The organism is Parvimonas sp. KA00067, from assembly GCF_001553085.1.
In the GTDB taxonomy this organism is placed as follows: domain Bacteria; phylum Bacillota; class Clostridia; order Tissierellales; family Peptoniphilaceae; genus Parvimonas; species Parvimonas parva.
On record NZ_KQ960150.1, the window covers coordinates 1 to 24,487 of the forward strand.

Annotated in this window: 23 protein-coding genes and 1 pseudogene; all 24 read right to left on the minus strand. The window is 26.8% G+C overall.

What is annotated here, in order from left to right:
- Window positions 1-365: 365 nt before the first annotated feature.
- The 24 genes and pseudogenes from HMPREF3181_RS04500 to rplQ all read right to left on the minus strand — a co-directional run bounded on the left by HMPREF3181_RS04500 (window position 366) and on the right by rplQ (window position 24,472).
- Complete coding sequence (locus HMPREF3181_RS04500) at window positions 366-1,166, minus strand: NAD(+)/NADH kinase (RefSeq protein ID WP_068473640.1); 801 nt, start codon at window positions 1,164-1,166, stop codon at window positions 366-368.
- Between the two features lie 169 nt (window positions 1,167-1,335).
- Window positions 1,336-1,953, minus strand: a complete 618-nt coding sequence (locus HMPREF3181_RS04505) for a V-type ATP synthase subunit D (RefSeq protein WP_068473643.1) — start codon at window positions 1,951-1,953, stop codon at window positions 1,336-1,338.
- Between the two features lies 1 nt (window position 1,954).
- The gene (locus tag HMPREF3181_RS04510) at window positions 1,955-3,325 is read right to left on the minus strand and encodes a V-type ATP synthase subunit B (protein ID WP_068474027.1); all 1,371 of its coding nucleotides are present in this window, start codon (window positions 3,323-3,325) and stop codon (window positions 1,955-1,957) included.
- Between the two features lie 9 nt (window positions 3,326-3,334).
- A complete protein-coding gene (locus HMPREF3181_RS04515; protein WP_068473647.1) occupies window positions 3,335-5,110 on the minus strand; it encodes a V-type ATP synthase subunit A in 1,776 nt (591 codons plus the stop codon).
- 18 nt (window positions 5,111-5,128) lie between these two features.
- Window positions 5,129-5,731: a V-type ATP synthase subunit E gene (locus HMPREF3181_RS04520; RefSeq protein ID WP_068473649.1), complete on the minus strand. Its 603-nt coding sequence runs from the start codon at window positions 5,729-5,731 to the stop codon at window positions 5,129-5,131.
- A 10-nt stretch (window positions 5,732-5,741) separates the two neighbouring features.
- Window positions 5,742-6,050, minus strand: coding sequence for a V-type ATP synthase subunit F (locus tag HMPREF3181_RS04525; protein WP_068473652.1), 309 nt, complete (start codon window positions 6,048-6,050; stop codon window positions 5,742-5,744).
- Between the two features lie 9 nt (window positions 6,051-6,059).
- Window positions 6,060-6,482, minus strand: coding sequence for an ATP synthase subunit C (locus HMPREF3181_RS04530; protein ID WP_068473656.1), 423 nt, complete (start codon window positions 6,480-6,482; stop codon window positions 6,060-6,062).
- A gap of 10 nt (window positions 6,483-6,492) precedes the next feature.
- Window positions 6,493-8,478 (minus strand): V-type ATP synthase subunit I, encoded by a 1,986-nt coding sequence (locus tag HMPREF3181_RS04535; protein ID WP_068473659.1) that lies wholly within the window; start codon window positions 8,476-8,478, stop codon window positions 6,493-6,495.
- 18 nt (window positions 8,479-8,496) lie between these two features.
- Complete coding sequence (locus HMPREF3181_RS04540; RefSeq protein WP_068473662.1) at window positions 8,497-9,537, minus strand: V-type ATPase subunit; 1,041 nt, start codon at window positions 9,535-9,537, stop codon at window positions 8,497-8,499.
- Window positions 9,527-9,853 (minus strand): hypothetical protein, encoded by a 327-nt coding sequence (locus tag HMPREF3181_RS04545; RefSeq protein ID WP_068473665.1) that lies wholly within the window; start codon window positions 9,851-9,853, stop codon window positions 9,527-9,529. The genes HMPREF3181_RS04540 and HMPREF3181_RS04545 overlap by 11 nt, the downstream gene beginning before the upstream one ends.
- A gap of 326 nt (window positions 9,854-10,179) precedes the next feature.
- The gene (locus tag HMPREF3181_RS04550) at window positions 10,180-10,662 is read right to left on the minus strand and encodes a hypothetical protein (RefSeq protein ID WP_068473668.1); all 483 of its coding nucleotides are present in this window, start codon (window positions 10,660-10,662) and stop codon (window positions 10,180-10,182) included.
- Complete coding sequence (locus HMPREF3181_RS04555; RefSeq protein WP_068473670.1) at window positions 10,640-10,978, minus strand: hypothetical protein; 339 nt, start codon at window positions 10,976-10,978, stop codon at window positions 10,640-10,642. The genes HMPREF3181_RS04550 and HMPREF3181_RS04555 overlap by 23 nt, the downstream gene beginning before the upstream one ends.
- Before the next feature lie 97 nt (window positions 10,979-11,075).
- A complete protein-coding gene (addA, locus tag HMPREF3181_RS04560; RefSeq protein ID WP_068473673.1) occupies window positions 11,076-14,870 on the minus strand; it encodes a helicase-exonuclease AddAB subunit AddA in 3,795 nt (1,264 codons plus the stop codon).
- The gene (gene addB, locus HMPREF3181_RS04565) at window positions 14,870-18,301 is read right to left on the minus strand and encodes a helicase-exonuclease AddAB subunit AddB (RefSeq protein ID WP_068473675.1); all 3,432 of its coding nucleotides are present in this window, start codon (window positions 18,299-18,301) and stop codon (window positions 14,870-14,872) included. Before addB ends, addA begins: the two co-directional genes overlap by 1 nt.
- A gap of 90 nt (window positions 18,302-18,391) precedes the next feature.
- A complete protein-coding gene (locus HMPREF3181_RS04570; protein WP_068473678.1) occupies window positions 18,392-18,703 on the minus strand; it encodes a hypothetical protein in 312 nt (103 codons plus the stop codon).
- Window positions 18,704-18,739: 36 nt separating this feature from the next.
- Window positions 18,740-19,639 (minus strand): hypothetical protein, encoded by a 900-nt coding sequence (locus HMPREF3181_RS04575; RefSeq protein WP_068473681.1) that lies wholly within the window; start codon window positions 19,637-19,639, stop codon window positions 18,740-18,742.
- Window positions 19,640-19,788: 149 nt separating this feature from the next.
- A pseudogene (locus HMPREF3181_RS07555) lies at window positions 19,789-19,980 on the minus strand (ABC transporter ATP-binding protein); the annotation flags it as partial.
- Window positions 19,981-20,103, minus strand: coding sequence for a hypothetical protein (locus HMPREF3181_RS08040; RefSeq protein WP_255353738.1), 123 nt, complete (start codon window positions 20,101-20,103; stop codon window positions 19,981-19,983). It abuts the pseudogene before it with no gap.
- 126 nt (window positions 20,104-20,229) lie between these two features.
- Window positions 20,230-20,892 carry a phosphate ABC transporter ATP-binding protein gene (locus tag HMPREF3181_RS04580; protein WP_068473685.1) on the minus strand — a complete coding sequence of 221 codons (663 nt, stop codon included), beginning with the start codon at window positions 20,890-20,892 and terminating at the stop codon, window positions 20,230-20,232.
- Window positions 20,864-21,721 carry a PstA family ABC transporter permease gene (locus HMPREF3181_RS04585; RefSeq protein WP_068473687.1) on the minus strand — a complete coding sequence of 286 codons (858 nt, stop codon included), beginning with the start codon at window positions 21,719-21,721 and terminating at the stop codon, window positions 20,864-20,866. The genes HMPREF3181_RS04580 and HMPREF3181_RS04585 overlap by 29 nt, the downstream gene beginning before the upstream one ends.
- Window positions 21,708-22,571, minus strand: a complete 864-nt coding sequence (pstC, locus tag HMPREF3181_RS04590) for a phosphate ABC transporter permease subunit PstC (protein WP_068473691.1) — start codon at window positions 22,569-22,571, stop codon at window positions 21,708-21,710. The genes HMPREF3181_RS04585 and pstC overlap by 14 nt, the downstream gene beginning before the upstream one ends.
- A 100-nt stretch (window positions 22,572-22,671) precedes the next feature.
- Window positions 22,672-23,604, minus strand: coding sequence for a phosphate ABC transporter substrate-binding protein (locus HMPREF3181_RS04595; protein WP_068473694.1), 933 nt, complete (start codon window positions 23,602-23,604; stop codon window positions 22,672-22,674).
- A gap of 163 nt (window positions 23,605-23,767) precedes the next feature.
- Window positions 23,768-23,860: an LPXTG cell wall anchor domain-containing protein gene (locus HMPREF3181_RS07705; RefSeq protein ID WP_156435992.1), complete on the minus strand. Its 93-nt coding sequence runs from the start codon at window positions 23,858-23,860 to the stop codon at window positions 23,768-23,770.
- A gap of 267 nt (window positions 23,861-24,127) precedes the next feature.
- Window positions 24,128-24,472, minus strand: a complete 345-nt coding sequence (rplQ, locus tag HMPREF3181_RS04600; RefSeq protein WP_009372580.1) for a 50S ribosomal protein L17 — start codon at window positions 24,470-24,472, stop codon at window positions 24,128-24,130.
- Between the last annotated feature and the right edge of the window lie 15 nt (window positions 24,473-24,487).

A 24,487-nucleotide genomic window follows, 5' to 3' on the forward strand; every position in this document is an offset into this window, starting at 1 on the left:
TCTATAACTCTCAAAGGCCTCCCCTCAAGTGCTTTAATATTATATCAGCCTTTACCTTATCCGTCAATGCTCTTTTGGCATATTTTTTATCCTTTATTAATTTTTTTTATGCTTTTTATTAAAATTCTTTTATTAAATCTATTATTTTTTCTAATATAACAAAAAAGACGAGCTATAAACGGCTCATCTCCTCTGTTTTATATCGGAACATTATATGAAAAAGCAACTGAATAAACTCACTGTTAAATATATGTAAACATTAAACAACATTTAACTTTCGCTTTTTATAAATAAATTATAACATATTTACAGAATAAATCAATAATTTACTTATATTAATTTTCTATGGATATTATAAGATTTTCTTATAAGAACTTGTCTTTCATATTTATCCAGTACCAATTTTCATTAAATACCAATTTGTAAAGCTTTGATTGTGATTTTTTAAATTCAAAATATGATACATCTGTATATCCTTTTTCAATACCATCAGCAACAAAACTTATTTTCTTATGTTGATTTTCTAATGGAACAATTTTCAATGTTGACGTATTCGGTATTACTATTGAGTTTGAAATTGTCCTATATACTTTTGAAAAAATCGGCGCTAAAGGAGTTAATTGAAATCCCTTTAAAGTTGGATACATTATACTTCCTCCTGCAGACATATTATAGGCTGTGCTACCTGAAGGCGTGGAAATTATAAGCCCATCTCCGGCGAAAGTTTCTAAGTGATTTCCATCAATATATACTTCTAAATGTATAATTTCTGAATTATTTGACTTTATAACAAAATCGTTCAAACATTTATTAGAAAATATCATATCATTTGTTTTTAAATTACATTCTAAAAGTCTAATTTTTTCAACTATATATCTCTTTTCTATATAATCATCTATAAATTTTTCGATTTTATCAAAACTAATCTCTTGAAAAAAACCAAGAGTACCTGTATTTATCCCAACAAAAGGTACTTTTGGAAAGTTGGAATTATGTACACCCCTTATAAACGAACCGTCCCCACCTATACAGATACTTAACTCTGCATCATCTCTAAAAGTTTGGGAAACTTCAAATCCTTTTTTTTCAAAAAGTTCTTTTGTCCTAATAAAAACCTCTAATGATTTTATATTATCATTAAAAAATATATTAACTAATCTTTTCATAATTTCACCTTATATCCTTACAAAAATATTTTAACATATTTCCATTTTGATAAATTTAAAGTGGTAAATATGATGAAATAAATATTCTTTTACACAAGAATTGTAAATTCATATTTATTTTAACACAATAGAGATATATTCGCAAGAAAAAAGGAGCTTACGCTCCATTTTAAACACATTTTTTCTTTTTAATTTTTTTAAGTCTGTAAAAGTCTTCTCTTTCTTTTTCTTCAAGAACTTCTGCAATATATTTTTCAGTTTCTTCGAGATTTGGAATTTGAATTTTATCAAGAGCATTTGCTCTTTTTTGATTTTTCTTTATTTCAATAGATAATTTATAAACAGTATTTTCAGTTTCAGCAAGTCTATAAGTAAGTCTTTTTATTTTTTGAAACATTTTTATTGCCTCATCAATAGCCGGACTTGTCATATACATTCCATAGTGAGGTCTTAATGTTCCATGCTCATATTTTACACTTGGCACATCAAGTCCCATAACTGATTTATAAGAAATTTCAAAATTTTCAGATCTATCTATAGATAAAGAAATATCTTGAACATTCATAACTCCCATAGTAATGTTAGCCTCTTGTAAAACTAAATATGCTTTTTCAAACAAAACTCTAACATCTTCTTGAATTTCTTTTGCCTTTTCAATTTGTTGCATCATTTCTTTTATTAATACAGTCCTTTTTTTATCTATAAGATTGTATCCAACTTTAGAAAGTTTTAGATTTTCTTTTGTCCTTAACAAATTTGACTTTGTAGGTGCAATATTTTGAATCATATTACCACCTTCCATACTTTTCCATATATTTACTTTCCAACCTATCAAGCTCAATTTTAGGGAATAATTTAAATAAATCCCAAGCAATATCCAAAGATTCTTCAATAGTTCTGGACTCATCAAAATCTTGACTTAAAAATCTCTGTTCAAACTGCCTACCGAATTCCATATATATTTTATCTATTTGAGTTAAATCGTCCTCTCCAATTATTTGTGATAATGAACGAACTTCAATAACTCTTGAATAAAGAGCAAATAGTTGAGATTGAACTTGGTCGTGGTCTTCCCTTGTAAAACCCGCACCTATACCGTCTTTCATAAGTCTTGATAATGAAGGTAAAATATTTATAGGTGGATAAATATTCTTTTGAAACAAATCTCTTGAAAGAACAATTTGCCCTTCGGTAATGAATCCTGTAAGGTCAGGAATAGGGTGAGTTATATCATCATTTGGCATTGTTAAAATCGGAATCAATGTAATTGAACCTTTTTTTCCTTTTACCATTCCGGCTCTTTCATATAAAGTTGAAAGGTCTGAATACAAATATCCAGGATAGCCCTTTCTACTTGGAACTTCTTCTCTTGCAGAAGAAATTTCTCTTAAAGCCTCTGCATAACTTGTAATATCAGTCATAACTACCAAAATATGCATTCCTTCTTCAAATGCAAGATATTCAGCAGCAGTTAAAGCAGTTCTTGGAGTTGAAATTCTTTCAACTATCGGTGCATCAGCTAAATTTATATATGAAACAACTCTTGATGATGCTCCTGATTCTTCAAATGCAGTTCTGAAAAAATCATAATCATCATGTTTTATTCCCATTCCCGCAAAAACTATTGCAAATTTTTCATCTGAATTTTTAAGCTTAGCTTGTCTAACTATTTGTGCTGCCAATTCATTGTGTGTTAATCCATTAGAAGAAAAAATAGGTAATTTTTGCCCTCTAATCAAAGTTGTTAAGCTATCAATAGCAGAAATACCGGTTTCAAGATAATCTCTTGGATACTCTCTTGCAACGGGATTCATCGGTCTTCCGTTTACATTATATTTTTTATCTGAAATAATAGCATCTCCGTTGTCAATAGGTTCTCCAACTCCATTAAAAGTTCTTCCTAAGATTTCTTTGCTTAAAGAAATTTCAAGTGGTGTTCCTGTAAAAGTAACTGCTGAATTTTGAGTTGAAATACCTGTTGTTCCTTCAAAAACTTGAGCTATAACTTTATCTCCTTGAATACGAACAACTTTAGCTCTCCTCTTTTCTTTCCCATCAATTACAATTTCCATCATCTCATCATAACTAACATTATCAACCCCTTTAAGTACAATCAAAGGACCATCTATTTTTTCAAGTTTTAAATATTGTCTTTGCATAATTCTCACCTACTCTCCCTGATTTTCTTCTATCAAAGCAGTATAATAATTATTTATTTTTGAATTTAAAATTTCAAATGCTTTTTCATAATTTTCATTTGGAATATTGTATTTCATCTTTATAACTTCTTCAAACAAATCATCATTTTTTATTTTAGCAAGTGCAACTTGTTCCTTTACTGCCAAAATTGAATTACTATACAAATTATCTATTACCTTTAACATTTCAAATTGTTTTTTCAACGGAACATAGGAATCTGTTTCATGCATTGCATTTTGTTGCAAAAATCCCTTTTTTAAAACTTTTGCAATTTCTATAACAACTCTTTGGTCATTAGGCAAAACGTCCTCTCCAACTAATTGAACAATTTGATTTAACTTATCATCTTCTGATAAAAGCTCCATCATCTTTGCCCTTAATTCCAAAAGTTTTGGAGATACACTTTCATCATAATAATCCTTAATCAACTTAATATATCCACTATAACTTGTAAGATAATTAACAGCAGGATAATGTCTTATATATGCCAAATTCTTATCAAGCCCTATAAAAGCAGAAACAAATCTCTTAGTATTTTCAGTTACAGGTTCTGAAAAATCTCCACCTGGAGGAGAAACAGCACCAATTACAGTAATTGAACCTTCCTCTTTTGAAAGAGTTCTTACATAACCTGCTCTTTCATAAAATTGTGCAATTCTTGAAGGAAGATATGCAGGGTAACCTTCTTCAGCAGGCATTTCTTCAAGACGGCCTGAAATTTCTCTTAAAGCCTCTGCCCATCTTGAAGTTGAATCAGCCATTATAGCAACATGGTAGCCCATATCTCTATAATATTCTGCAATAGTAATTCCGGTATAAACCGATGCTTCACGAGCAGCAACCGGCATATTGGAAGTATTTGCTATAAGAATTGTCCTTTCCATAAGAGGTTTACCGGTTCTTGGGTCAATTAACTTTGGAAACTCTTCAAGAACATCAGTCATCTCATTTCCACGTTCTCCACAACCAATATAAACTATAATATCAGCATCAGACCACTTAGCAAGTTGATGTTGAGTCATTGTTTTACCAGTACCAAAGCCACCAGGCAATGCTGAAGTTCCTCCCTTTGCTATAGGAAAGAAAATATCCAATACTCTTTGACCTGTTATCAAAGGTTTTGATATTGGCATTCTAACATTTACAGGACGTGGAATTCTTACCGGCCATTTGTGATACATTTTTAATTTATGAATTTCTCCATCTTCATCTTTTATAGTTACTAAGTCCGTATTTAAATTATATTTCCCTGACTCTAAAACTTCTATTACTTCTCCACTTACTGTTGGTGGTACTAAAATCTTATGTTTTATAAAACTTGTTTCTTGAGTTGTTGCAAAAACTTGTCCTGAAGATATCTTATCTCCAACTTTTACAAGCATTTCAACTTCCCAAAGTTTTTCTTCATCAATAGAAACAAGTCCAATCCCCTCTGCAATAAATTCTCCGGTCATTGAATATATTTTTTCGAGAGGTCTTTGAATACCATCAAATATATTCCCTATAATTCCCGGCCCCAATGTTACAGATAGAGGAACATTTGTACTTTCTATAATTTCTCCAACCTTTAGTCCTTGAGTTTCTTCATAAACTTGTATAGTCGCTATATCTTCATCGATAGATATAATTTCTCCGATCAATTTTTTACTACCAACCAAAACCATATCACGAACTTTATAGATTCCCATACCACAAGCTTTAACAACAGGACCATTTATATCAATTATTCTAGGTGTATTACACATATCTTTCACCCCATTACATTAATTGTTTATACCTATTTCTTTTTTAAATTCAGATAGAATCTTTTGATATTTCGTATTTAAAAGAAAATCAAGCGAATAATTTAATCTATAAGTTTTTTCTTCATTTTCAACTTCAAATCCACCGATTTTTATATTTAAACTTTTTTTAACTTCAATATCTCCTAAAATATCTTTAACAATATTTTTATCTCTTTCAAAAGTTTTTTCAAAGACATAAACAACATCACTTTCTTTTACATCTTTTTTTACATTTTCCAGAGCATTTTTTAAATACACTTCGCCTTTTTTATCAACATAAGAAGACATCAACTCTTCTTTTAATAATTTAAAAAATTCATCATAAATTTCTTTATTTGTATTTAAAATAATGTCTTGACCTTCTTTTAGAGTTTTTGAATGAATTTTATCTGTCTTATTTTCTAATTTTACTCTATAATCTCTTTTTAATCTTTCAATTTCTTCATACTTTTTAGCTTTATATTCTGTAATCAGCTTTTCTGTTTCTAAAGAAATTTTTTCTAATTCTTCATCATATCTTTCGTAAATTTCTTCATTTAGTATTCTTTTAAAAGATTCTATCTTATCTTCAATTGTTATCATAAGACGCTCCTTATATATTAATTCCTATCGATTCATTTATATACTTAGTAATGAAATTTGCATCTCTTTTCAAACCGGTTCTATCCGGTATTTCAACAATAAGAGGAAATTTTTTCTTTAATTTAACTTCCATAACCTCTTCACTAATCAAGTCAAAAATCTTTTCTGTCAAAATCAAAATTCCAATTTCCTTATTGTTCAAGCAGTCGTTAAACTCTTCTAATGCCTCTTTTCTACTCTTTAAAACAACTCCAGTTATCCCTGCCAATCTCATTCCTACAAGTGTATCTGTATTATCTGATATAAGATAACTTATCATAAAAATCTCCTAAACTCTTTGTAAAATCATTATTGAAATGATAAGACCGTAGATTGCAATACCTTCTGCAAGTCCAAGAATAATAAGTGTTTTTCCTAAAATTGAAGAATCTTCTGAAACTGCACCAATTGCTGCTGAACCGGCTTGCCCTACACCAATACCTGTACCGATAGCTGCAAGACCTGTTGATAAAGCAGCCGCTAAATATCCTAAACCACTTGCTGAATTTGTTGACTTTTGAGCAGTTTCAGCTGCAAATGCTACATCTGGAACAAGTCCCATTAAAAATAAAGCTAAAATTGAACAAACATTAATCGCTATTGCCTTTTTTAATCCTGACTTTGTTGTTTTCTTTCCTTTTCTTAAATAAGAAATTCCTGTTAAAATTGTTGTTCCTATTCCTAAAGTTATTAATAATAAAGTTGTTTTCATAATTTGCCTCCTAAATTTCTTTTCCTTGTAATTCAACTCTTAACGGCTCATAACTAATACCTTCGCCGTTAAAATACTTACTAAATAATTCATAATATTCCAATCTTATTGCTTGAATAAAAACTATAAGTCCTTCAAGACACACGATGAATATATTTCCTAAAATAATCATAAATATATTTCCGATGCTTGAGCCTAACATTTGACCCAAAGCATGAAAAGCCATAAAAAGCCCAACATGGTTAATAGCAAACGCTCCAACTCTTATGAATGAAAGAGTGTTTGAGAAAAATCCCATTACAGTTTCAAACATTTCAAAACCACTTTCAACTGGAGAAAATTCCTCTTTTTTTTCAGATTTATTAACCATTGGAGCAAGTTTTGGTTTCATAAACATCAAAGTTGAAGTTATAATCAAAACTGCAACACTAAAAATTGTAATCATAGATGATACATTAATACTTACATACTTTTCGAATAAAACAGTATTTAAAACAAGAGCTATAAATGAAATATAGAATAAAAATCCTGATAAACCATTTTTATCAAAAAATAATTTTCCAAATTCTTTCCTCATTTTTAAATTTCTAAAATTGATGAAATATGCAATTAAAATCATCAAAATACCAAGTCCAATAGTAGCAACAAGTATCGTATCAATATCTTCCATAGGTCTTATCACAAATGCCGGAATTAAATCTTCAATTCCAAAAACACTACCATACATAAAACCGAAAAATATAGAAGAAAATCCAATTCTTTGAATGATTTTAGCAATCGAACCAATCTTCTTAGATAACATCATTCCAGCTAAAACAAAAATCAATCCTTGACCAACATCACCAAACATCATTCCAAATAAAAGCAAATAAGTTATTGCAAAAAACGGTGTAGGGTCTGTTTCCTTATAATCCGGAATTGAATACATTTTTACCAAAGCCTCGAAAGGTTTTAAAATAAAATTATTCTTTAACTTTGTCGGTATCTTAAATTTTGAAGGTATTTTAGTATCATCTTCAAAATAAATTGCAGAACTTTCCGATGCTTTTTCAACCGAATTTTTTACACTTTCAACCTTTGACTCAGGAACGAAAGCACTTAACAAAATAAAATTTTTGCTCTCTGCAATATGCCCTTCAAGCTCTTCAATCTTTTCAATAATTTTATATCTATAATACATAGCTAAAATATCTTGTAAATATTTTTTTCTAAAAGCTGACTTTTCTTTTAAAATTTCATCTTGTTCTTTTTCTAAAAGCTCTAATTCAGACTTTTTATTTACAATAAATTCCTTAAAAGAAATATCTAAGTTTGGAAGTTCAATCATATCAAAAGACAAAGAACGAATAAAATATTTCATATCCTTTGCATAAACTGACGGAGTAAAGATTATAACAGTTTCTCCATAACTGTTACTTCCTAAGTGAGCAACCAAACCATTTATATTTTCATAATTAGCCTTTAACTTTATCCAAGAGTTTTTAGAAATTTGTCCCATATCAAAATTAATATGTTTTAAACTATAAAACTCAGAAAGTTTCATATCACTATCAGAAAAATATTCAACAGCATTTAACAAAATTTTAATTCTCGCTCTCTTTTTTCTATTCTCATCTTCTCTTAACTTAATAGCAGAAGATTTTTCGAAAATATCATCTAAAAATTTCAATTTTTCACTATAATTAAGACTTTGTAAATCATCTAGTGTAACTTCTTCTTCCTTAATATCAAAAAAGCTGAATATTTGGTCTAAAAGCTCTTTATACTTCCTCTTTTTAAAAACTTTCTCTCTATGATATGGTCTAATTTTATCAACCGCAACTCCCATGTCATTGAAAATACCAATTTGTGAGTCCATATACTTCATTGTGAAATTTTCAGAATTTCCGGAATTTGTAATATGAATTGAACCGTTTAAAACAATTTCTCTAAGTATGCTATGAGTATCTTGTTTTAGTGCAACAAGATTCATCATCTTCATTTTTTCAACAGCCAATTTTGCACCCCCTAACCATTAATGAATATTAATCAAATATTTTTTAACTTCATTTTTACCAAGTTGATATTTATTAGCCTCTGCAATTCTAATTAAATTTTCATTTTGAACATTTAATTGAATGATAAATTTAAGCAAAGTAGAAATAGAATTATCATAATCTTTAAGTTTTTTCAAATGCCTATTATAAACATACTCTTTAATATTCCTATTTGAAACAATAGCATTTCCATTTTCATCTTCAAGAGTATATCTTAATTTTGTTTTCTTTATCTTCTCAACAATAGCATCAATACTATCACTGTAAATTAAATCCTTTAAAAAATCTCCCTTAATATAATTTCCAAACCTTAAACTATAACTGTAAATTTCCTCATTCGAAAGATTATAATACTTCTTAGCCCTAATTATCCATTGAAGATTAATCGTATCTATCAAAGCCGAAAAATAATCATTTAAAATATTTTGACTGGACTTCGATAACTTATCAATAGATTTTTTCATAGATAAAAAGTACAAACTATCAAGTTTCATCTCAACATGAAAATGCAGTCTAAAAACATCTTCATCAGTTAAAGATGCAATAGTCTTTTTGTAAATCGTACCCTTTAAAATCTCTAAAGCCTGATGAAAAGTTTCACAATTTACAAGTTTGTCATAGTCAATATGTTTACTTTTCTTATACATTATCGTATCTCTTTCCAAATCTATTTTCTCATTTTCAACGATACTTCTAAGAATTATCTTAATATCCTTAAATTCATATTTCATAAGCATAACTTCAATAATCTTCTTATCCTCACCAAAAAGGAAAAATTTTAATCTGCCAAGTAAATCCGCTTCAATCTTATTGAGCATAAATTCCGTATCGTATCTATTTCTCATAGATCTTTCTTCATACAAAGGAATTTCATATTTATATAGAGGATTGTTTTTTAAATAATCAACTATTTCGTGCCTTTGTTCAAAAGACAAAATTTTTTCATAATCAGATTCTTTTAAAATTCCCTTTCTCAAAACGCCAATCTTAGCATTAATTGAATGAAAATTATTCCCCATAAAGCTCACCACTTTCTAAAATAGAATTAGCAAAATTTTTAACCAAAGTTTCCTTTTTATCCATAAAAATATTTTTAGTTTCAATAGACTTTCTATTATAACTTTCAAGTTTTTTTAAATCTTCTTTTTCTATCGATTCCAAACGCAAACTTAAGTTTTCTTTTTCTTCCTCTAAAACCTTAAAATATTCATCATCAATACATTTAAGTTTTTCTTTTCTATCATTAAGTAGCTTTTGCTTTTTTATTTCCAAATCCCTTTGATAATTTTCAGCATTTTCATCAATATCAAATATTTTTTGAATAAAATTTTCCATTTAAAACCCTCCTCTCCAAAAAAATTTAAAGTAGAAAAGTAAATTTTCTCCATTAAAAGAAAGTATAATTTTTTTATCCAACAAACTTTTTGTCCCACAACAAAAGTGCATTCGTAAAAATGCACTTTCAAATTTGCGATAATAAATTATACTTTCAATAACTTTTTATTAAATTGTTAAAATTACAATATAGTTAAACTCACTTTTCAATAACTATTTTCATATCTTCTAAAATCAAATATATTATACTCCCAATTTTTTATAAAATCAAGCATTTAAATCACAAAATTTAAAGTTTTTTAAAAATATTTGTTACAATATGGGATTTAATTTCTACTTTTTAATTTAATATAATAAGAATTTTTTTTGTAATTTTCACAAAACTTTTCATAAATTTTAATTAAACTTTTTTCATAAATATTATCACTCAAAAAGTTAATCAAAAAATATTTACTTTTATTTTTATGAAAATCCACTATAGAATTTTTTTCGTATATAAAAAAATCTATTTCTTTACCATCAAAAGATAAACTTATAGCTGGAGGAGTTTTTTCTACATCTTCAATTTTAGAAAAAAATTTAATTTTATAATCGGTAATCAAATCTATAAGCTCATTTCTTTCTTCAACCGTTTTTAAGTTAATGGTATGACCATTTCCTTCAAAATAAATTTTCACTTTTTCACTTGATAAAATATCCTTTTTCAATGTATTCACTTCATAGTTATATCTAATTAATATAGAAATTAAAGTTATACCTAAAATTATTAATATTATTTTTAAAATTCTATTCTTTTTCATAAATATCATATTCTGTCTTAAATTCTCCATATCCATCAAAAAAATATTCAATTTTACCAATAACAGTAACACCTATAGTCATTTCACCAGAGCTAAACAAATAATATGTTTTTTTTTCTAAATGTAACCAACCGGTTTGCATAGCTCCTGAACTATCTATATAATATAAATTACCATCATCGCTTTTTTTCCAACTTCCACTTGCGTTTGCGGAAACGATTTCTTTTCTTAAAGCTAAATTGTTATCTATCCTACTATTAGATAAAACAATTGCAAGTGTTAATGCACAACCAACAAATAATTTTCTTAATTTAATTTTATTCATCCTATTAATAAAAAATATTGCATATATTAATTATAAATTAAATAACATATATTTAAATTATATCAAAGTAAAAAAGCAAAGTCAACTGACTTTGCTTTTAAACTTCCACATATTCATTTATTCCAAATAGATATAGTCCTTTTTTGGCTACTTTTTTTCCGGAGATTTCTTCAATCGCCGATTTGTATAAATCTAACTGTATCTTATATCTATTTTTTACTTCTTCCAGATTTTCTTTTGTTACATAATCCGTTTTGTAATCCAATAAAATTATTTCTCCATTTTCATTTTCAAAGAAAAGGTCAATTATTCCTACCACCATAATTTTTTCATCTTCCGAAATATTTTCATCTTTGTAAAGATTTTTGAGCTTCAAGTTGTAGTCAATGGCTTTTTCTTTATATAATTTTCCAAATTTGTTTGAAATGTAAATCTCTTTAAAAATATCCGACTGAACGAACTTTACAATCCAATTTATATTTATTGTATTTGATTCTTCCACTGTCATAATATTTTTTTCTACAAATGAATTTATCTGTCTTTTTATTTCTTCTTTGATTTTGGAAACATCTTCCATATCAAATTTTAAAAAATCTAAAAGTTGCATAGCCAAGTGGAAAATTGTTCCTTTTTCAGCAGAATTAAATTCAACTTTTTCTTCTCCTTGATGAATAAATGACGGAGTTTTTAAAACTAAATTTTCACTATAATATTTTTTATGCTTATCTTCTTCGTCTTCTTGTATCATCTTTTTCACTTCAGAAACGGTAATACTTGAAGGCTTATCCAAAATATTTTTATAGGCATACTCTTTGTCGAATCTTTCGTTCAAAAATTCTTTGATACTAAGTTTCTCGGCCTTTTCTTGTGCAATATCCTCTTCTAAACAAATATTTTTAGACTTTATCTCTTCTTTAATTCTTTGATATTCTTTAAACTCATCAGCCTTATTACTAATATCAATTTGGAATTTCAAATCTTCATTACCTAAAAAATTTTGTTCTTTTCCTAAGCAATTCAAAGTTTTTCCACAAACATTAAGATTTTGAATAGAACTTAATATCCATTCCAGATAATTTTCAGAATGAATTATCTTGTAACTACTTAAATTTCCTCTTTCATCAAGATTTGAATTTATTTCTTCTTTTAATTCTTCATAGCCCTTAACTTTTCCAGTTATAATAAGTTTTTCTTTTGCTCTTGTCATTGCAACGTAAAGTAGTCGCATTTCCTCTGCTATTTGTTCTTTTTCTTTAATATTTTTAATTTTCTTTTTCATAATACTGTCAAAACAAATTTTTTTATCCATATCATAAACAACTGCTCCAAAGCCAAGTTTTTGGTGTAAAAGTAAATTAGTTTCTTCTTTTTTATTACTTTTCTTTTTCAATGACTTATCTGTATTTGAAAGAAAAACAATCGGAAACTCAAGTCCCTTGCTACTATGAATAGTCATAAGTCTAACTATATCCTCTTCTTCTGAAAGTATTTTTGCCTCGCTGTCCTCATTTTTAAAACTAACTTTTTGAACATAGTTTATAAAATTAAATAATCCTTTATAGGAATTTTTTTCATAATTTTTAGCCTTTTCAAAAAGTAACATTAAATTGGTTTTTCTTCTCTCTCCTCTTTCTAAAATACCGACATAGTTATAATATCCGGTATATTTATACAAAAACCATATTAGCTCATCAGTTGAAATCAAATTTTTCTTTTTTGAAAATAGTTTTAAGTCCGAAATAAATTTTGAAATTTTTTCTTTCAAATTTTCTCTAATATTTATATTTTCATCTTCTAAAATCTTTATTAAAAGCTCATAAAATTTTAATTTTCTATCTACAAGTCTAATTCCACTAAGCTCTGCCACAGTAAAATTATATATTGGAGAATACATTATTGAAATAAGAGGAATGTCTTGCATTGGGTTGTCAATAATCTTAAGTAAATTTATAATCGTATCTACTTCAAAAGTATCAAAATATCCTCCCTTACCTTCAGAATATAACGGAATATTATATTCTAAAAATACTTCCTCTAAAATTTTTACCTTTACACTTGGAGAACGCATCAAAATTACAATATCTTTATACTTTATCTTTCTATAATCGTCCAAAGTCTTATCATAAACCATAAAACTATTTTCTTTTGTGTTAATCATATTATAAATTGTATTTGCAATCTTTATACATTCAAGTTTAAAGTTTTTTATTTCTTCAAATTCTTCTGAATATTCATCGGTTAAATTTATTTCTTCATCTTCATCATCTATTTTTTCATCGACAATAAAAATTTCAACTGCCCCACCAACATTTTTATCCGTTTCTTTAAAACTTGCCATAGGGTTTAATCTTTCATCAACTGTATAGTCAAGCTCTCCCGTTTCTTTTCGCATTATTTTTGAAAAAATTAAATTTGTTCCCTCAAGAATTTCACTTCTACTTCTAAAATTTGCATAAAGCATTATTTTTTTATTCAAACTTTCAAAATCTTCTTCCGCCTTTCTATAGCTTTCATACTTTTCCATAAAAATGCTCGGGTCGGCCTGCCTAAATCTGTAAATACTTTGTTTTACGTCCCCAACCATAAATCTGTTATTTTCTTTTGCAACGGCAGATAAAATAATCTCTTGAACAAGGTTACTGTCTTGATATTCATCAATAAAAACTTCATCATATCTCTTTTGATAGTCCAAAGCGATTTTTGACGGTTTAAAATTTCCATTTTCATCAAAATCTACTAATATATCTAAAGCTAAATGCTCCATATCTGCAAAATCTATGGAATTAAGTTTTTGCTTTTTCTCCCAAAACTTTTCTTTGAATTTAATTACAATGTCTGAAATAGCACGAATATAAGGATAAATATACTCACTTTCCTTTTTTATATCTTCAACATTTACTTTCAAACTGTCTAAAGATTCCTCTATTTTCTTTTTCAAACTATCCAATTCTTTTTTTACGATATAATAAATAGCTTTAATTTCTTCATCACATTTTCTAGGAATTGAAAATTTTATAAAATTAGTGTCTAAATACTCATCAGATATTTTTATCAAATCTTCAAAATTTTCTCTACTATTTAAAAATAATTTTAAACTTTCTTTAACTTCACAAAGTTTGTCTAATAAGGCATTATAACAATCTACATAATTTTCAAACTCCGAATAATCTTCAATTTTTTTCAAATTATTTTTTATACTAAGCTCAAAAAATTCCAAATTGGTATTAACAGAATTTGCAATATCCAAAATATAATTTTCCAAATAAAAATTATCGTCTTTGTTACTTGTATTATAAAATTCTGCTTTTTCATTTAGCCATACCTTAGGAAAAGGGTGAGAATTTACAAAATTATTTACATTTAATAAAATATTGGAAAGCATACTATCTGTATTTTTTTTCGCGTACCAATTGACTAATCTTAAAAAACTTTCATCTTTATTTTCATAAAGCTCTTCGAACAAGTCCTCTATTACCTCTTTAGCTAAGATTTCCGACTCAACAGATTCTATAACCTTTATGTTACTATCCAAATTAACCAAATGAGCATAGCTTGTCAAAACATTTTTACAAAAAGAGTCAATTGTGGTAATATCAGCACCACTAAGAAGTAGTAATTGCTTTTGAAGATGCTCACTTTCAGGAGTTTCTTCAAGTTTTTTTTCTATTGCCTTACCTACTCTTTCTCTCATTTCAGATGCAGCAGCTTTTGTAAAAGTTACTACTAACAGCTTGTTAATATCTATCGGATTTTTTTCATCTAAAATAAGCTCTATAATTCTTTCAATGAGGACAGCAGTTTTTCCGGAACCTGCAGCAGCAGATACAAGTAAATTAGAATTTCTACTGTCTATTACCTCTCTTTGCTCTTTAGTCCAATTTACATCACTCACTAATCCTCACCTCTTTTCTTCTCATTTTCTGATTTCATTAAATCAAAAACTTCATTCTTTATGTCTTTGATATTATTATATTTATTTTTCTTAGGGTCAAACTTACAAACTGACTTGTATTTACAATATTCACAAGCCTTGTTATCGCCTTGTTTATATGGTTTTATATCAATATTTCCGGAGTAAATTTCCTCACAAATATCTTTAGCTTTATTTATAACAAATTCATTAACAATTTCAAATTCATCTTTCGTTAAGCCTTTTGTATAACTTCCAATATCCATTCCTTTTTTTAATACTATTGGTAAAATTTCAGATTTTAAATTTTCTTCATCTAAAGTTCTATCTAAATTTTTTAAAATATCCATATCTTTTATAACAAAACCACTCAATTTGTTTTCTTTTAGCTTATCAGAATATTCAACTTCTAGCATATCAGCATAAGTTTTAGAATTTACAAAACTCATATCCAGACTACTATAAAAAAGACCGGCAGGCTTATATCTTTCTTTATTGGAAGATAAAATTGCATTCATATATATAAAAAGTTGTAATTGTAACCCTTTATAAACTTGATTTAAGTCAATATCCCTTTTAGATGACTTATAGTCAATAATTCTTAGAAAATCAGAATCTTCTCCTTTTAAAACATCAATTCTATCAATTTTACCAACCAGCTTAATATCCTTTCCGTTTCTCAATGTATAAGTAATTGGTTTTATAGAATTTTCATCTCCGAAAGTTGTTTCAAAACCTGTTGGAACAAAATTTCCACGTCTTACCTGTTCAGCCATAATTTCAATCATTTCAACAATATTTTTATTTGCAATATTTGAAAGATATTCATATTTTGATGAACTTCCAAGAATAAAACCCTTTTTTTCAAGCATTTTTGTAGTTATATTTTCAACTTCAGTACTTATAAATTTTTCATCAATTAAATTCCAATCAATTTTTCTTTCAAAAACGCCTTTAAAAAAGTCGTCTAAAATCTTATGGCAATATGTTCCATAATCTGCAGAAGAAAATTCATAAACTTCCCTCTCTTTTGCTCTAAGTCCATAATTCATAAAAAACGAAAAAGGACAACGCATAAAGTTTTCAAGTTTTGAAATACTTACATTTCCATTTTCATAAAGATACTTAGTAAAATCACCAATATTTTTAGTTTCCTTTTTGTAATTCAACTTATCTTTTAGCATTTCAATCTTGTATCTATAATTTTCATCTTGAACTAAAAAATCAATAATTTCTTTAAAATTAAATTTTTCATTTTCACTCATTTTATTTGAATTCAAGTTTTCAATATTTGAAACTAAAATTTGATACAATCTTTCTTTAGAAAAGGTTGTAAAAATATCACGAATTGAAAAATCTTTTAAAGGCTCAATAATTTCTATTTTAAGATTTTCAAAAATAAATTTTATTTTCTTCACAAATCTCGAAATTAGCATAGCTTTGCCAGCTAAATCAGAATTTGGATAAGTTATATACAATTTTTCTTTTGCAATACTAAAAGCCTTGTAGCTTAAAAATTGTTCATCTGTTATTTTAATTAAATTATTATTTGAAAAATTAAGTCCAAAACTCTTTAAACTTTTCTTTTCGCTCTCACTAATCAAGTCGTTATCTACAATATTTTTAGGAAAATTCCCATCATTAACACCAAGAATAAAGGCAACCTTAGTTGAAGGCTTTTTCATCCTATCAACAGTTGTAACAAAAACCTCGTCTTTTGAAGGAGGAATAATTCCAAGTTCAATATTTTCAAGCTCTGTCTTAATTAAATTTATAAATTTTGAATAAGCAATTTTATCATCACCCATAAATTCAACCAACTCATCTAAAACTGAAATAAAACTTCCCCAAACTTGTGAATATTCCTTAGCCTTATATAAATTCCCTTCATTTTGGAAATTTTCAACAAATTCATTTATTCTCTCAAAAAGTTCAATCTCTAAAGTAAATTCATATAAATATTTACAGATTTCCTTTACAGTATTTCTTCCTTTTAACTTTTCGTGTAAATTTTTTATCGGTGTTACAACCAAATTTTTTATTTCATTTATCTTTGCAAGTTTTTCATCATCGCTATCTTCTTCAAAACTATGGAGGATCGGCTTATCCCAAGTTTCATCAAACCATTGACTTCCTTTTATTCCATTTGCTATAACATAATTCTCTAAAAGAAAAATATCTTCATCTGAAATTCCTGTAAGACCACTCTTTAAATATCTAAAAATTGAATCGTATGAATAATTTTTATCTTTCATATCTAAAATGGATAAAATCAAAATCATAATAGGATTTTCCATAACAGAAATTTTTTTATCCAAGAAATAATCTATCCTGTAATCTTCAAAAACTCTTTTTATTATATATGAATAATCATCTAAATTTCTCATACATAAAGTTATATCATTATATCTAAAATTTCCAGTTCTTATTAACTTCAAAATTTCCTCTGCAATAAAAGAAACTTCTTCATATATATTTTTAAATTGTAAAATTCTAATATTTTCTGAAATATCAGAATAAGTTTTTGGAGAAAAACCTCCAATATTTTTTTCTAAAAATGCCAAATCTTTTGCATCATAATATTTTTCATTAGAAATAAAAATATTATCAATCAAAGGAATATTATTTTTTTCACAAATAGACTTAATATTCAAAAATGTTGAATTACTCCTTTGGAACATATTCATTTTTGAATTCAAATTTCTAAAATCAGTTAAAAGAGAAAAATAAATATTTTTTGAAAAAGTAATAAGTTTTTCAATAACTAAATATTGGGCAGGAGTAAAATCCATATATTCGTCAACAAAAATTGTTGCACCTTTTATGCTTTCAAAATCGTCAAGCTTTCTAGCAAAAATATTTAATGTATCTTCTGTATCCAAATATTTTTTTTCAATTAAACTCTCATAAGAATTATAAATCTTATGTAAATCACTCATCTTTACTTTTAATGACTCATTCTCTATATTTTCTGACATAGCAAAAACATCTAAGACAGAAAAATCATTTTGCTTAAACTCTATTATCATATCCATAACATTATTTACAAAACCCATTTTCAAATCATTAGACTTAAAAGTAACTAAATCTTTTGAAACCTTATTTATTGCCTTAAAAGTTAAAAGACTTCTTGCACTTGTTGTAAGTTTTCTCTCTTTAAGACCTCCAACACTTGTGAAAATTATTTTACTTAAAGTAGAAAAACTAACAACTCTAATCCTAAAATTAGGGTCGATATTCTTCTCATCTTCAAACATTTCACTAAGTCTTTTTTCCATTTCGTATGTAAATTTTTCCGGAACTAAAATATATATAGGCTTTTTATCTTCTCTTTTAGCCTCTTCAAAGCAAAGATCTAAAATCTTATCAGTCCTATCTGCTCCAAATCTTCCTGTTATAAATCCAACTGCCACAATAATTACCTCTTTCAATCTGATATGATTATTTTATCATATTTTGATATAACAAAAAAGAGTTACCACTTAAGTAACTCTTTGTAAATTTTACTCTTTTTTATAAATACAAAAAATTTTTGATTTTGTTCCACTAGCATTTTCAATTTGCATATCATATCTTGTATATAACACTCCATTTGTATCTTTAACCTTTTTGTAAGATACAACTTTCAGTTTTTGATCTTTTACATCTTTATTAGCATTATCAACATATTCTTTAATAGTCTTTTCTTTTTCTAATATTACAGATTCTGTTTTTGAAATTTCTTCATCCACTTCAACCTTAAAATGATTATAAAGAAGTATTGAAACTAAAAACAAAAATAATATTAATACCAACTTAAAAGGTTTATTTTTCATAATTTGTCTCCTTTAAATTTTTTTATCTTTACAAAATTATTTTCCTACATATTTTTCTTCATATAGAAAAATTATAGATTTTTTTCCTTTAAAAGAAACTTCTACTTCATAACGATTATAAAATTTACCATCTTGATGAATAAATTCAGTTTTAATTACTTTCAATTTTTCTCCGGTTTTATCTTCTCTATACTTTAAATATCTATCTATTCCAAATTTTGAAAGAGCATCATCAACTTTTATATCAAATTTTTTATACTCAACTTTTGTAACTTTAAATTTATTATCTTTAACGACTATTTCGTAACCATCTAATAATTTTGCACCTTTATATTTTTTATATAAATGGTAAATTATTTTTCCGTCAATATCCTCTTTCTCTTCTATATATGAATTGACATCAAAACTTCTATTATTTTCCCTTATTTGTTTATAAACATCTGAAATATTTGAAAACTCACCCTCAAGAGCAAAAAAATCTTTTTTCCCATATTTTTCAAATAACTTATTTAAAGACTCTTCTTTTAAATACCTTCCACCAACAGAAAAATCCTTTAACATAAATCTAAAATAATAATCATAGCATTCATAAGCATTTACATAATAACTATCTGTAAAAATTTCTACTCTAGGTAAGCATTTATAAGATAGTATATTAACTTTTGAACTTTTATTAGAAAAATCAGTTATCAGGTTAATAATTTCTTTTTTTTCTTCAAGAGTATCTATTTTATATTCTATTTCATCGACGCTAAATTCCAATTTTTTACCATATAAAAATTCTTGTTTAAACATATACACATTAAACATAAAATATAGACTTAATATCAACTTAAAAATTAAATATATTAATATTATCTTAAGTATTTTTTTAAAAGTCTTACGATATATTCTATTTTCTAGGCTAAAATCTAAACTTAAATTATTCTTTTTCATAAATATCAATCACCATCTTTGAATTATTTATTGTATGTTCTACAAAATGCAAATTATAAAATTTCTACACTCTATATTGATAATGTACAATACCATTATATATCATAAAAAAATCAAAGTCAAATTATAGACTTTGATTTTTAAACTTATTAATCCAATTCAAATTTTCCTGTATATAATTGATAGTATCTTCCTTGTTTTTCAATCAATTCATCATGAGTTCCCATTTCTAAAATTTCTCCATTATCCAAAACTATTATTCTATCAGAGTTTGAAATTGTAGAAAGTCTATGAGCAATTATAAATACAGTTCTACCTTCCATTAGAACATACATCGCCTTTTATACGATATTTCCTTTTTCAATTACCAAAATCATATTTGCATCTTGAACTGATAAAATTCTTTGTGCGATAATAATTTTTGTAGTTTCAGGCATATAGGTAGCTAATCCTCTTCTAATCAATTCATCTGTTTTAGTATCAACAGCACTTGTTAAATCATCAAAAATTAAAAATAAACTCCCACAAAATTGTCTATTTTATTAGACCCAATTAAAGCGATTTTTTAACTTTTAATTTGAAAAAATTTTTTAATTTAATTGTTTATTATCAATCCTAATTATTCTATCTGCAAGACGTTCTGCCTGTTTTTCATTATGAGTTGAAATTATTATAGTGTATTTTTTTGAAAGTTCTTTTATTAGAGATTCAATTATTATAGAATTTTTCTCATCTAAAGAAGAACAAGGTTCATCAAAAATCAAAACTTCTGGGCAAGTTGTAAGCATCCTTGCAATACAAAGTCTTTGCCTTTGCCCCCCTGATAACTTATAAGGAGAAATATTTAAATTATCCTTTACTTCATCATACAAATTTACACTTTCAAGTAGATTTTTAACTCTTTCTTTTTTGTTCTTAATCTTCCCCTCATAGAACTCCATTGCATAGGTAAGATTTTTTTCTATTGAAAAGTCAAAAGGCTTTGAATCTTGAAAAAGAGTTGACATCTTCCGTTTCAAATCTATCGGCTTTATATCTCTTATATTTTTTCCTTTAAAAAATACATCACCCGTATAATTTCCGCCATTTTCAACTAAAAATCCATTTAAACAGGAAAGTAAAGTAGATTTACCCGAGCCTGAACTTCCCATAATGCAAATTATTTCATTTTCTTTAATATCCAAATTAACATTTTTCAAAATTTCTTTTTCCTTATAAAAAATGCTAAGATTTCTTATTTCTAATATATTCAACTATTTTACCTCCAATATTTCTCATTATAATTTCAGACAACAAATTCAAAATAATCAAAATCCCAATCAAAACCAAAGCTGTTGCATAAGCCTTTTGAGTTCCAACGGATTGACTAAGCAACATATGCAAGTGGAACGGTAAAGCCATAACCGGACTTAACAGCCCATTCGGTTTTGCCATAAAAACAACACCGGTCAAAAGCAATGGAGCAGTAGCTCCGATTGCATAACTACCTGCCAAAATTGAAATTGAAACTATTTTGTTTGAAATAGTTGGTAAAATTAATTTTCTACACATATACAACTTATCAATTCCAAGAGCATAGCTATCTCTTATACATTGCCTATCAAACTCCGCAAGTAGCTTTTCCACATTTAACTCAACGAATGGAAAAACCATAAGAGAAAGAGCAATACTTGCAGTAAATAAGCTCTTTGGAATGTTTAAAGTTACAATAAAAAAACCATAAACAAAAAGTCCGATAATTATAGACGGAATTGATGAAACACATTGAACAACAAAACTTAAAACAGTTTTTAAAAATCTTGATTTACAAAAAATTTTATTATAAATCGCAAAGCAAACTCCCAAAACCGTTGAAAAAATCATTGATAACAACATAAGCAAAAATGAACCTATTATCGCATTTTTTATTCCACCGTCAACACCTATAGGTAATCCCTTAGGATTTTCCATTAAGAATTTTAAACTTATCTCTGAAAAACCATTGAAAAATATAAAAGAAAAAATTAAAAAAATTGCAATCATAACCACAAAAATTGAAAAATATGCAAAAATTTTAATTAGATTATCCTTAAATCTTATCATAATTATCTCTCTTTCTGTTAATCAAAAACAACAAAATATTTATGATTAAAACCAAAATCAAAAGCACAAAACCACTTGCAAAAAGCGCATAATAATGCTCACTATAAACCTCACTCATTCCTATCTCAAGAGCAATAAGTGAAGGAATTGTTTGAGCCTTTGACAATAGCTTTGGAAAAATTGGAGCATTTCCAATCACCATCATAACTGCCATAGTTTCTCCAATAGCCCTTGAAAATGAAATCATAAAACCGGTTAAAATTGAAAAATTTAACTTTTTTAAAACAATTTTTCTTATAAAAAATTCCTTGCTAATTCCCAAAGCGTCAGAATCTCTTTTATATTTCTTTTTTATAAGTTCAATAGTTTCAATTAAATTTGAAACAAAATAAGGTAAAATCATAATTGATAAAATAATACTACCGGCAAGCACACTTTCTCCTGCCGAAACTTTAAATATTTTTTCTATATTTTTTACGATTATAAACATTCCGAAAAAACCATAAATAATTGACGGAATACCTGCCAAAATATTTATAAGCCACATTAAAATTGTCTTAGATTTCTTACAATAAAAACATATAAAAAGTGAAGTTCCAAAAGCAATTGGAAGTGAAATCACACAAGCAAGTATGGATATAAAAATACTCGCAAGTAAAATATTAAAAATTCCAAAACTTCCAGAAAACTCACTTGCGTCCCAAGTTTTATTAAAAATGAATTTAAAAAAATCATTCTTTATAAAAAAAGGATAGGACTGATTATACAAAAATACTATCAAAGTTAATAAAAGCAAAATAGTAAATAATGTAAAAAAATATATCGTATGTTTAAAAATTTTATTTTTCATAACAACTCCAAAAAATAGGAATACCAAAAAGTATTCCTAAAAATTTGTAATCTTAAATAGCAAGAAAGGAAAAAACTCCCTATCTTTAGCCACTAACCCATTATTTACTTGGAATGAATCCCATATTTTTTATAGTTTTCTTTCCTTCTTCTGATTGAAGTAAATCAACAAATACTTTTTCTGTTGCAGTAAGTTTTCCACTCTTCATAATGATTAAAGGTCTTGAAATATAGTAACTCTTATTCAAAATATTTTCTTCAGTAGGCTCAACATTATCAACCTTTAATGGAATTAATTTTCCTTTATTTTGATTAGTTATACCAAATGATGCATAACCGATAGCATTTTTATTTTCAATGATTTTTGAAACTAATGCACCCATTGAAGGAGCTTGAATTGCATCTTGTTTAACCTTTGTTTCTTTCATTATTTTCTTTTGGAAAACTTCATGAGCTCCACCACTTAAATCACGAGTAACAACTACAATCTCTTCATCAGGCAATGATGGATCAACTTGTTTCCAAGTTTTATATTCTCCTGAGAAAATCTTTATAATTTCTTCTTTAGTTAAATTTCCATTCTTAGCTTTTATAACATTATTTTCAGGGTGAACACAAAGACAAAGAGCGTCAATTCCTAAAGTAAATGATTCTAAATCTTTAACTTTTTCTTTTTCACTATCTTTTATATCACGAGCAAGCATACCAAAATTTGCTACCTTATCAAGAACAGCCTTAACACCTGCACCTGAACCACCGGCAGATACGAAAATAGTTATATTTTTCTTTGGCAATGAAGAATCAACCTTATCCCAAGTAGTATGTTTTTCAATAAAATCAGTAGAAATCTTATTGATTACCGGAGCTAAAGTTGAAGAACCACTAAAACTGATTTGTGCATTTACAGTATCAGACTTCTTTTCTGCCGTTTTAGTTTCTTCTTTCTTTTCAGTATTTTGTTTTTGACCAGCACAAGCTGTAAGTAAAACGCAAACAGCTAAAAGCGCAGTTAATTTTTTAAAATATTTTTTCATAATATCCTCCTAAAAAATAAATATATACTTATATTCTACATCAAAGTTAGTATAATGTAAAATAAATTTTACTAATAGATAAAAACTATTCATAAGAATTTATTATAAATAATTTTTTATAAAAAAAGAGCGATTACTCGCTCTTTAAAAATAATTAACTAAATTAGTCTTCTTTTTTTCTTTTAGAAATCACAATACCTATAAGTCCTAAAAAAATACCTACAACTGAAGTTCCTGCAATAGAAGTTTTTACCATTTTAGATTTCTTTTCTTTTTTTCATAATTTCCTCCTTAAATTTTATTATAATTAAATTTACATTAAATTAATTAAAATAATTTATATATTTTTTATAGATTTTTTTATGTAATGTTATTCAAATCACATTTTCAAAACAAACTTCTTTTTTACAAAAAATCTGAGGAGTTTTTACTATCCAACCTTAGTTGTTTAAACTAATATATTCAACAAATAACCACAAAAAAAGCACTGATTTCTCAGTGCCTTGATTTTATATTAAGTAAATTATTTTACTAACTCTAAAATTGCCATTTCAGCTGCGTCCCCTTGTCTAGGTCCTAGCTTTAATATTCTTGTATATCCACCATTTCTTTCTTTGTAAAGTGGAGCAATTTCTTCAAATAGCTTATGAACTGTTTCAGTCTTGTAAATATAAGCTAAAGCTTGTCTTCTTGCGTGAAGATCGCCTTTTTTACCAAGAGTTATCATTTTTTCAGCTACTCTTCTAGTTTCTTTTGCTCTTGTTAACGTAGTTTCAATCTTACCATTTTCAATAAGAGATTGAACTTGATTTCTAAGCATTGCATCTCTATGGTCAGCTCTACGTCCAAGTTTTCTTAAATTAGCCAAAGTACTACCTCCTCT

Bases quoted from the DNA above. Each gene is read 5' to 3' on its own strand.
- HMPREF3181_RS04500 (WP_068473640.1), bottom strand. From the start codon at position 1,166: ATGAAAAGATTAGTTAATATATTTTTTAATGATAATATAAAATCATTA.
- HMPREF3181_RS04540 (WP_068473662.1), bottom strand. From the start codon at position 9,537: ATGGGGAATAATTTTCATTCAATTAATGCTAAGATTGGCGTTTTGAGA.
- HMPREF3181_RS07705 (WP_156435992.1), bottom strand. From the start codon at position 23,860: ATGGTAAAAACTTCTATTGCAGGAACTTCAGTTGTAGGTATTTTTTTA.
- HMPREF3181_RS04550 (WP_068473668.1), bottom strand. From the start codon at position 10,662: ATGATATTTATGAAAAAGAATAGAATTTTAAAAATAATATTAATAATT.
- HMPREF3181_RS04510 (WP_068474027.1), bottom strand. From the start codon at position 3,325: ATGCAAAGACAATATTTAAAACTTGAAAAAATAGATGGTCCTTTGATT.
- HMPREF3181_RS04520 (WP_068473649.1), bottom strand. From the start codon at position 5,731: ATGATAACAATTGAAGATAAGATAGAATCTTTTAAAAGAATACTAAAT.
- HMPREF3181_RS04545 (WP_068473665.1), bottom strand. From the start codon at position 9,853: ATGGAAAATTTTATTCAAAAAATATTTGATATTGATGAAAATGCTGAA.
- HMPREF3181_RS04585 (WP_068473687.1), bottom strand. From the start codon at position 21,721: ATGATAAGATTTAAGGATAATCTAATTAAAATTTTTGCATATTTTTCA.
- HMPREF3181_RS04530 (WP_068473656.1), bottom strand. From the start codon at position 6,482: ATGAAAACAACTTTATTATTAATAACTTTAGGAATAGGAACAACAATT.
- HMPREF3181_RS04570 (WP_068473678.1), bottom strand. From the start codon at position 18,703: ATGAAAAATAAACCTTTTAAGTTGGTATTAATATTATTTTTGTTTTTA.
- pstC (WP_068473691.1), bottom strand. From the start codon at position 22,571: ATGAAAAATAAAATTTTTAAACATACGATATATTTTTTTACATTATTT.
- HMPREF3181_RS04575 (WP_068473681.1), bottom strand. From the start codon at position 19,639: ATGAAAAAGAATAATTTAAGTTTAGATTTTAGCCTAGAAAATAGAATA.
- HMPREF3181_RS04515 (WP_068473647.1), bottom strand. From the start codon at position 5,110: ATGTGTAATACACCTAGAATAATTGATATAAATGGTCCTGTTGTTAAA.
- HMPREF3181_RS04595 (WP_068473694.1), bottom strand. From the start codon at position 23,604: ATGAAAAAATATTTTAAAAAATTAACTGCGCTTTTAGCTGTTTGCGTT.
- HMPREF3181_RS04525 (WP_068473652.1), bottom strand. From the start codon at position 6,050: ATGATAAGTTATCTTATATCAGATAATACAGATACACTTGTAGGAATG.
- HMPREF3181_RS04505 (WP_068473643.1), bottom strand. From the start codon at position 1,953: ATGATTCAAAATATTGCACCTACAAAGTCAAATTTGTTAAGGACAAAA.
- HMPREF3181_RS04555 (WP_068473670.1), bottom strand. From the start codon at position 10,978: ATGAATAAAATTAAATTAAGAAAATTATTTGTTGGTTGTGCATTAACA.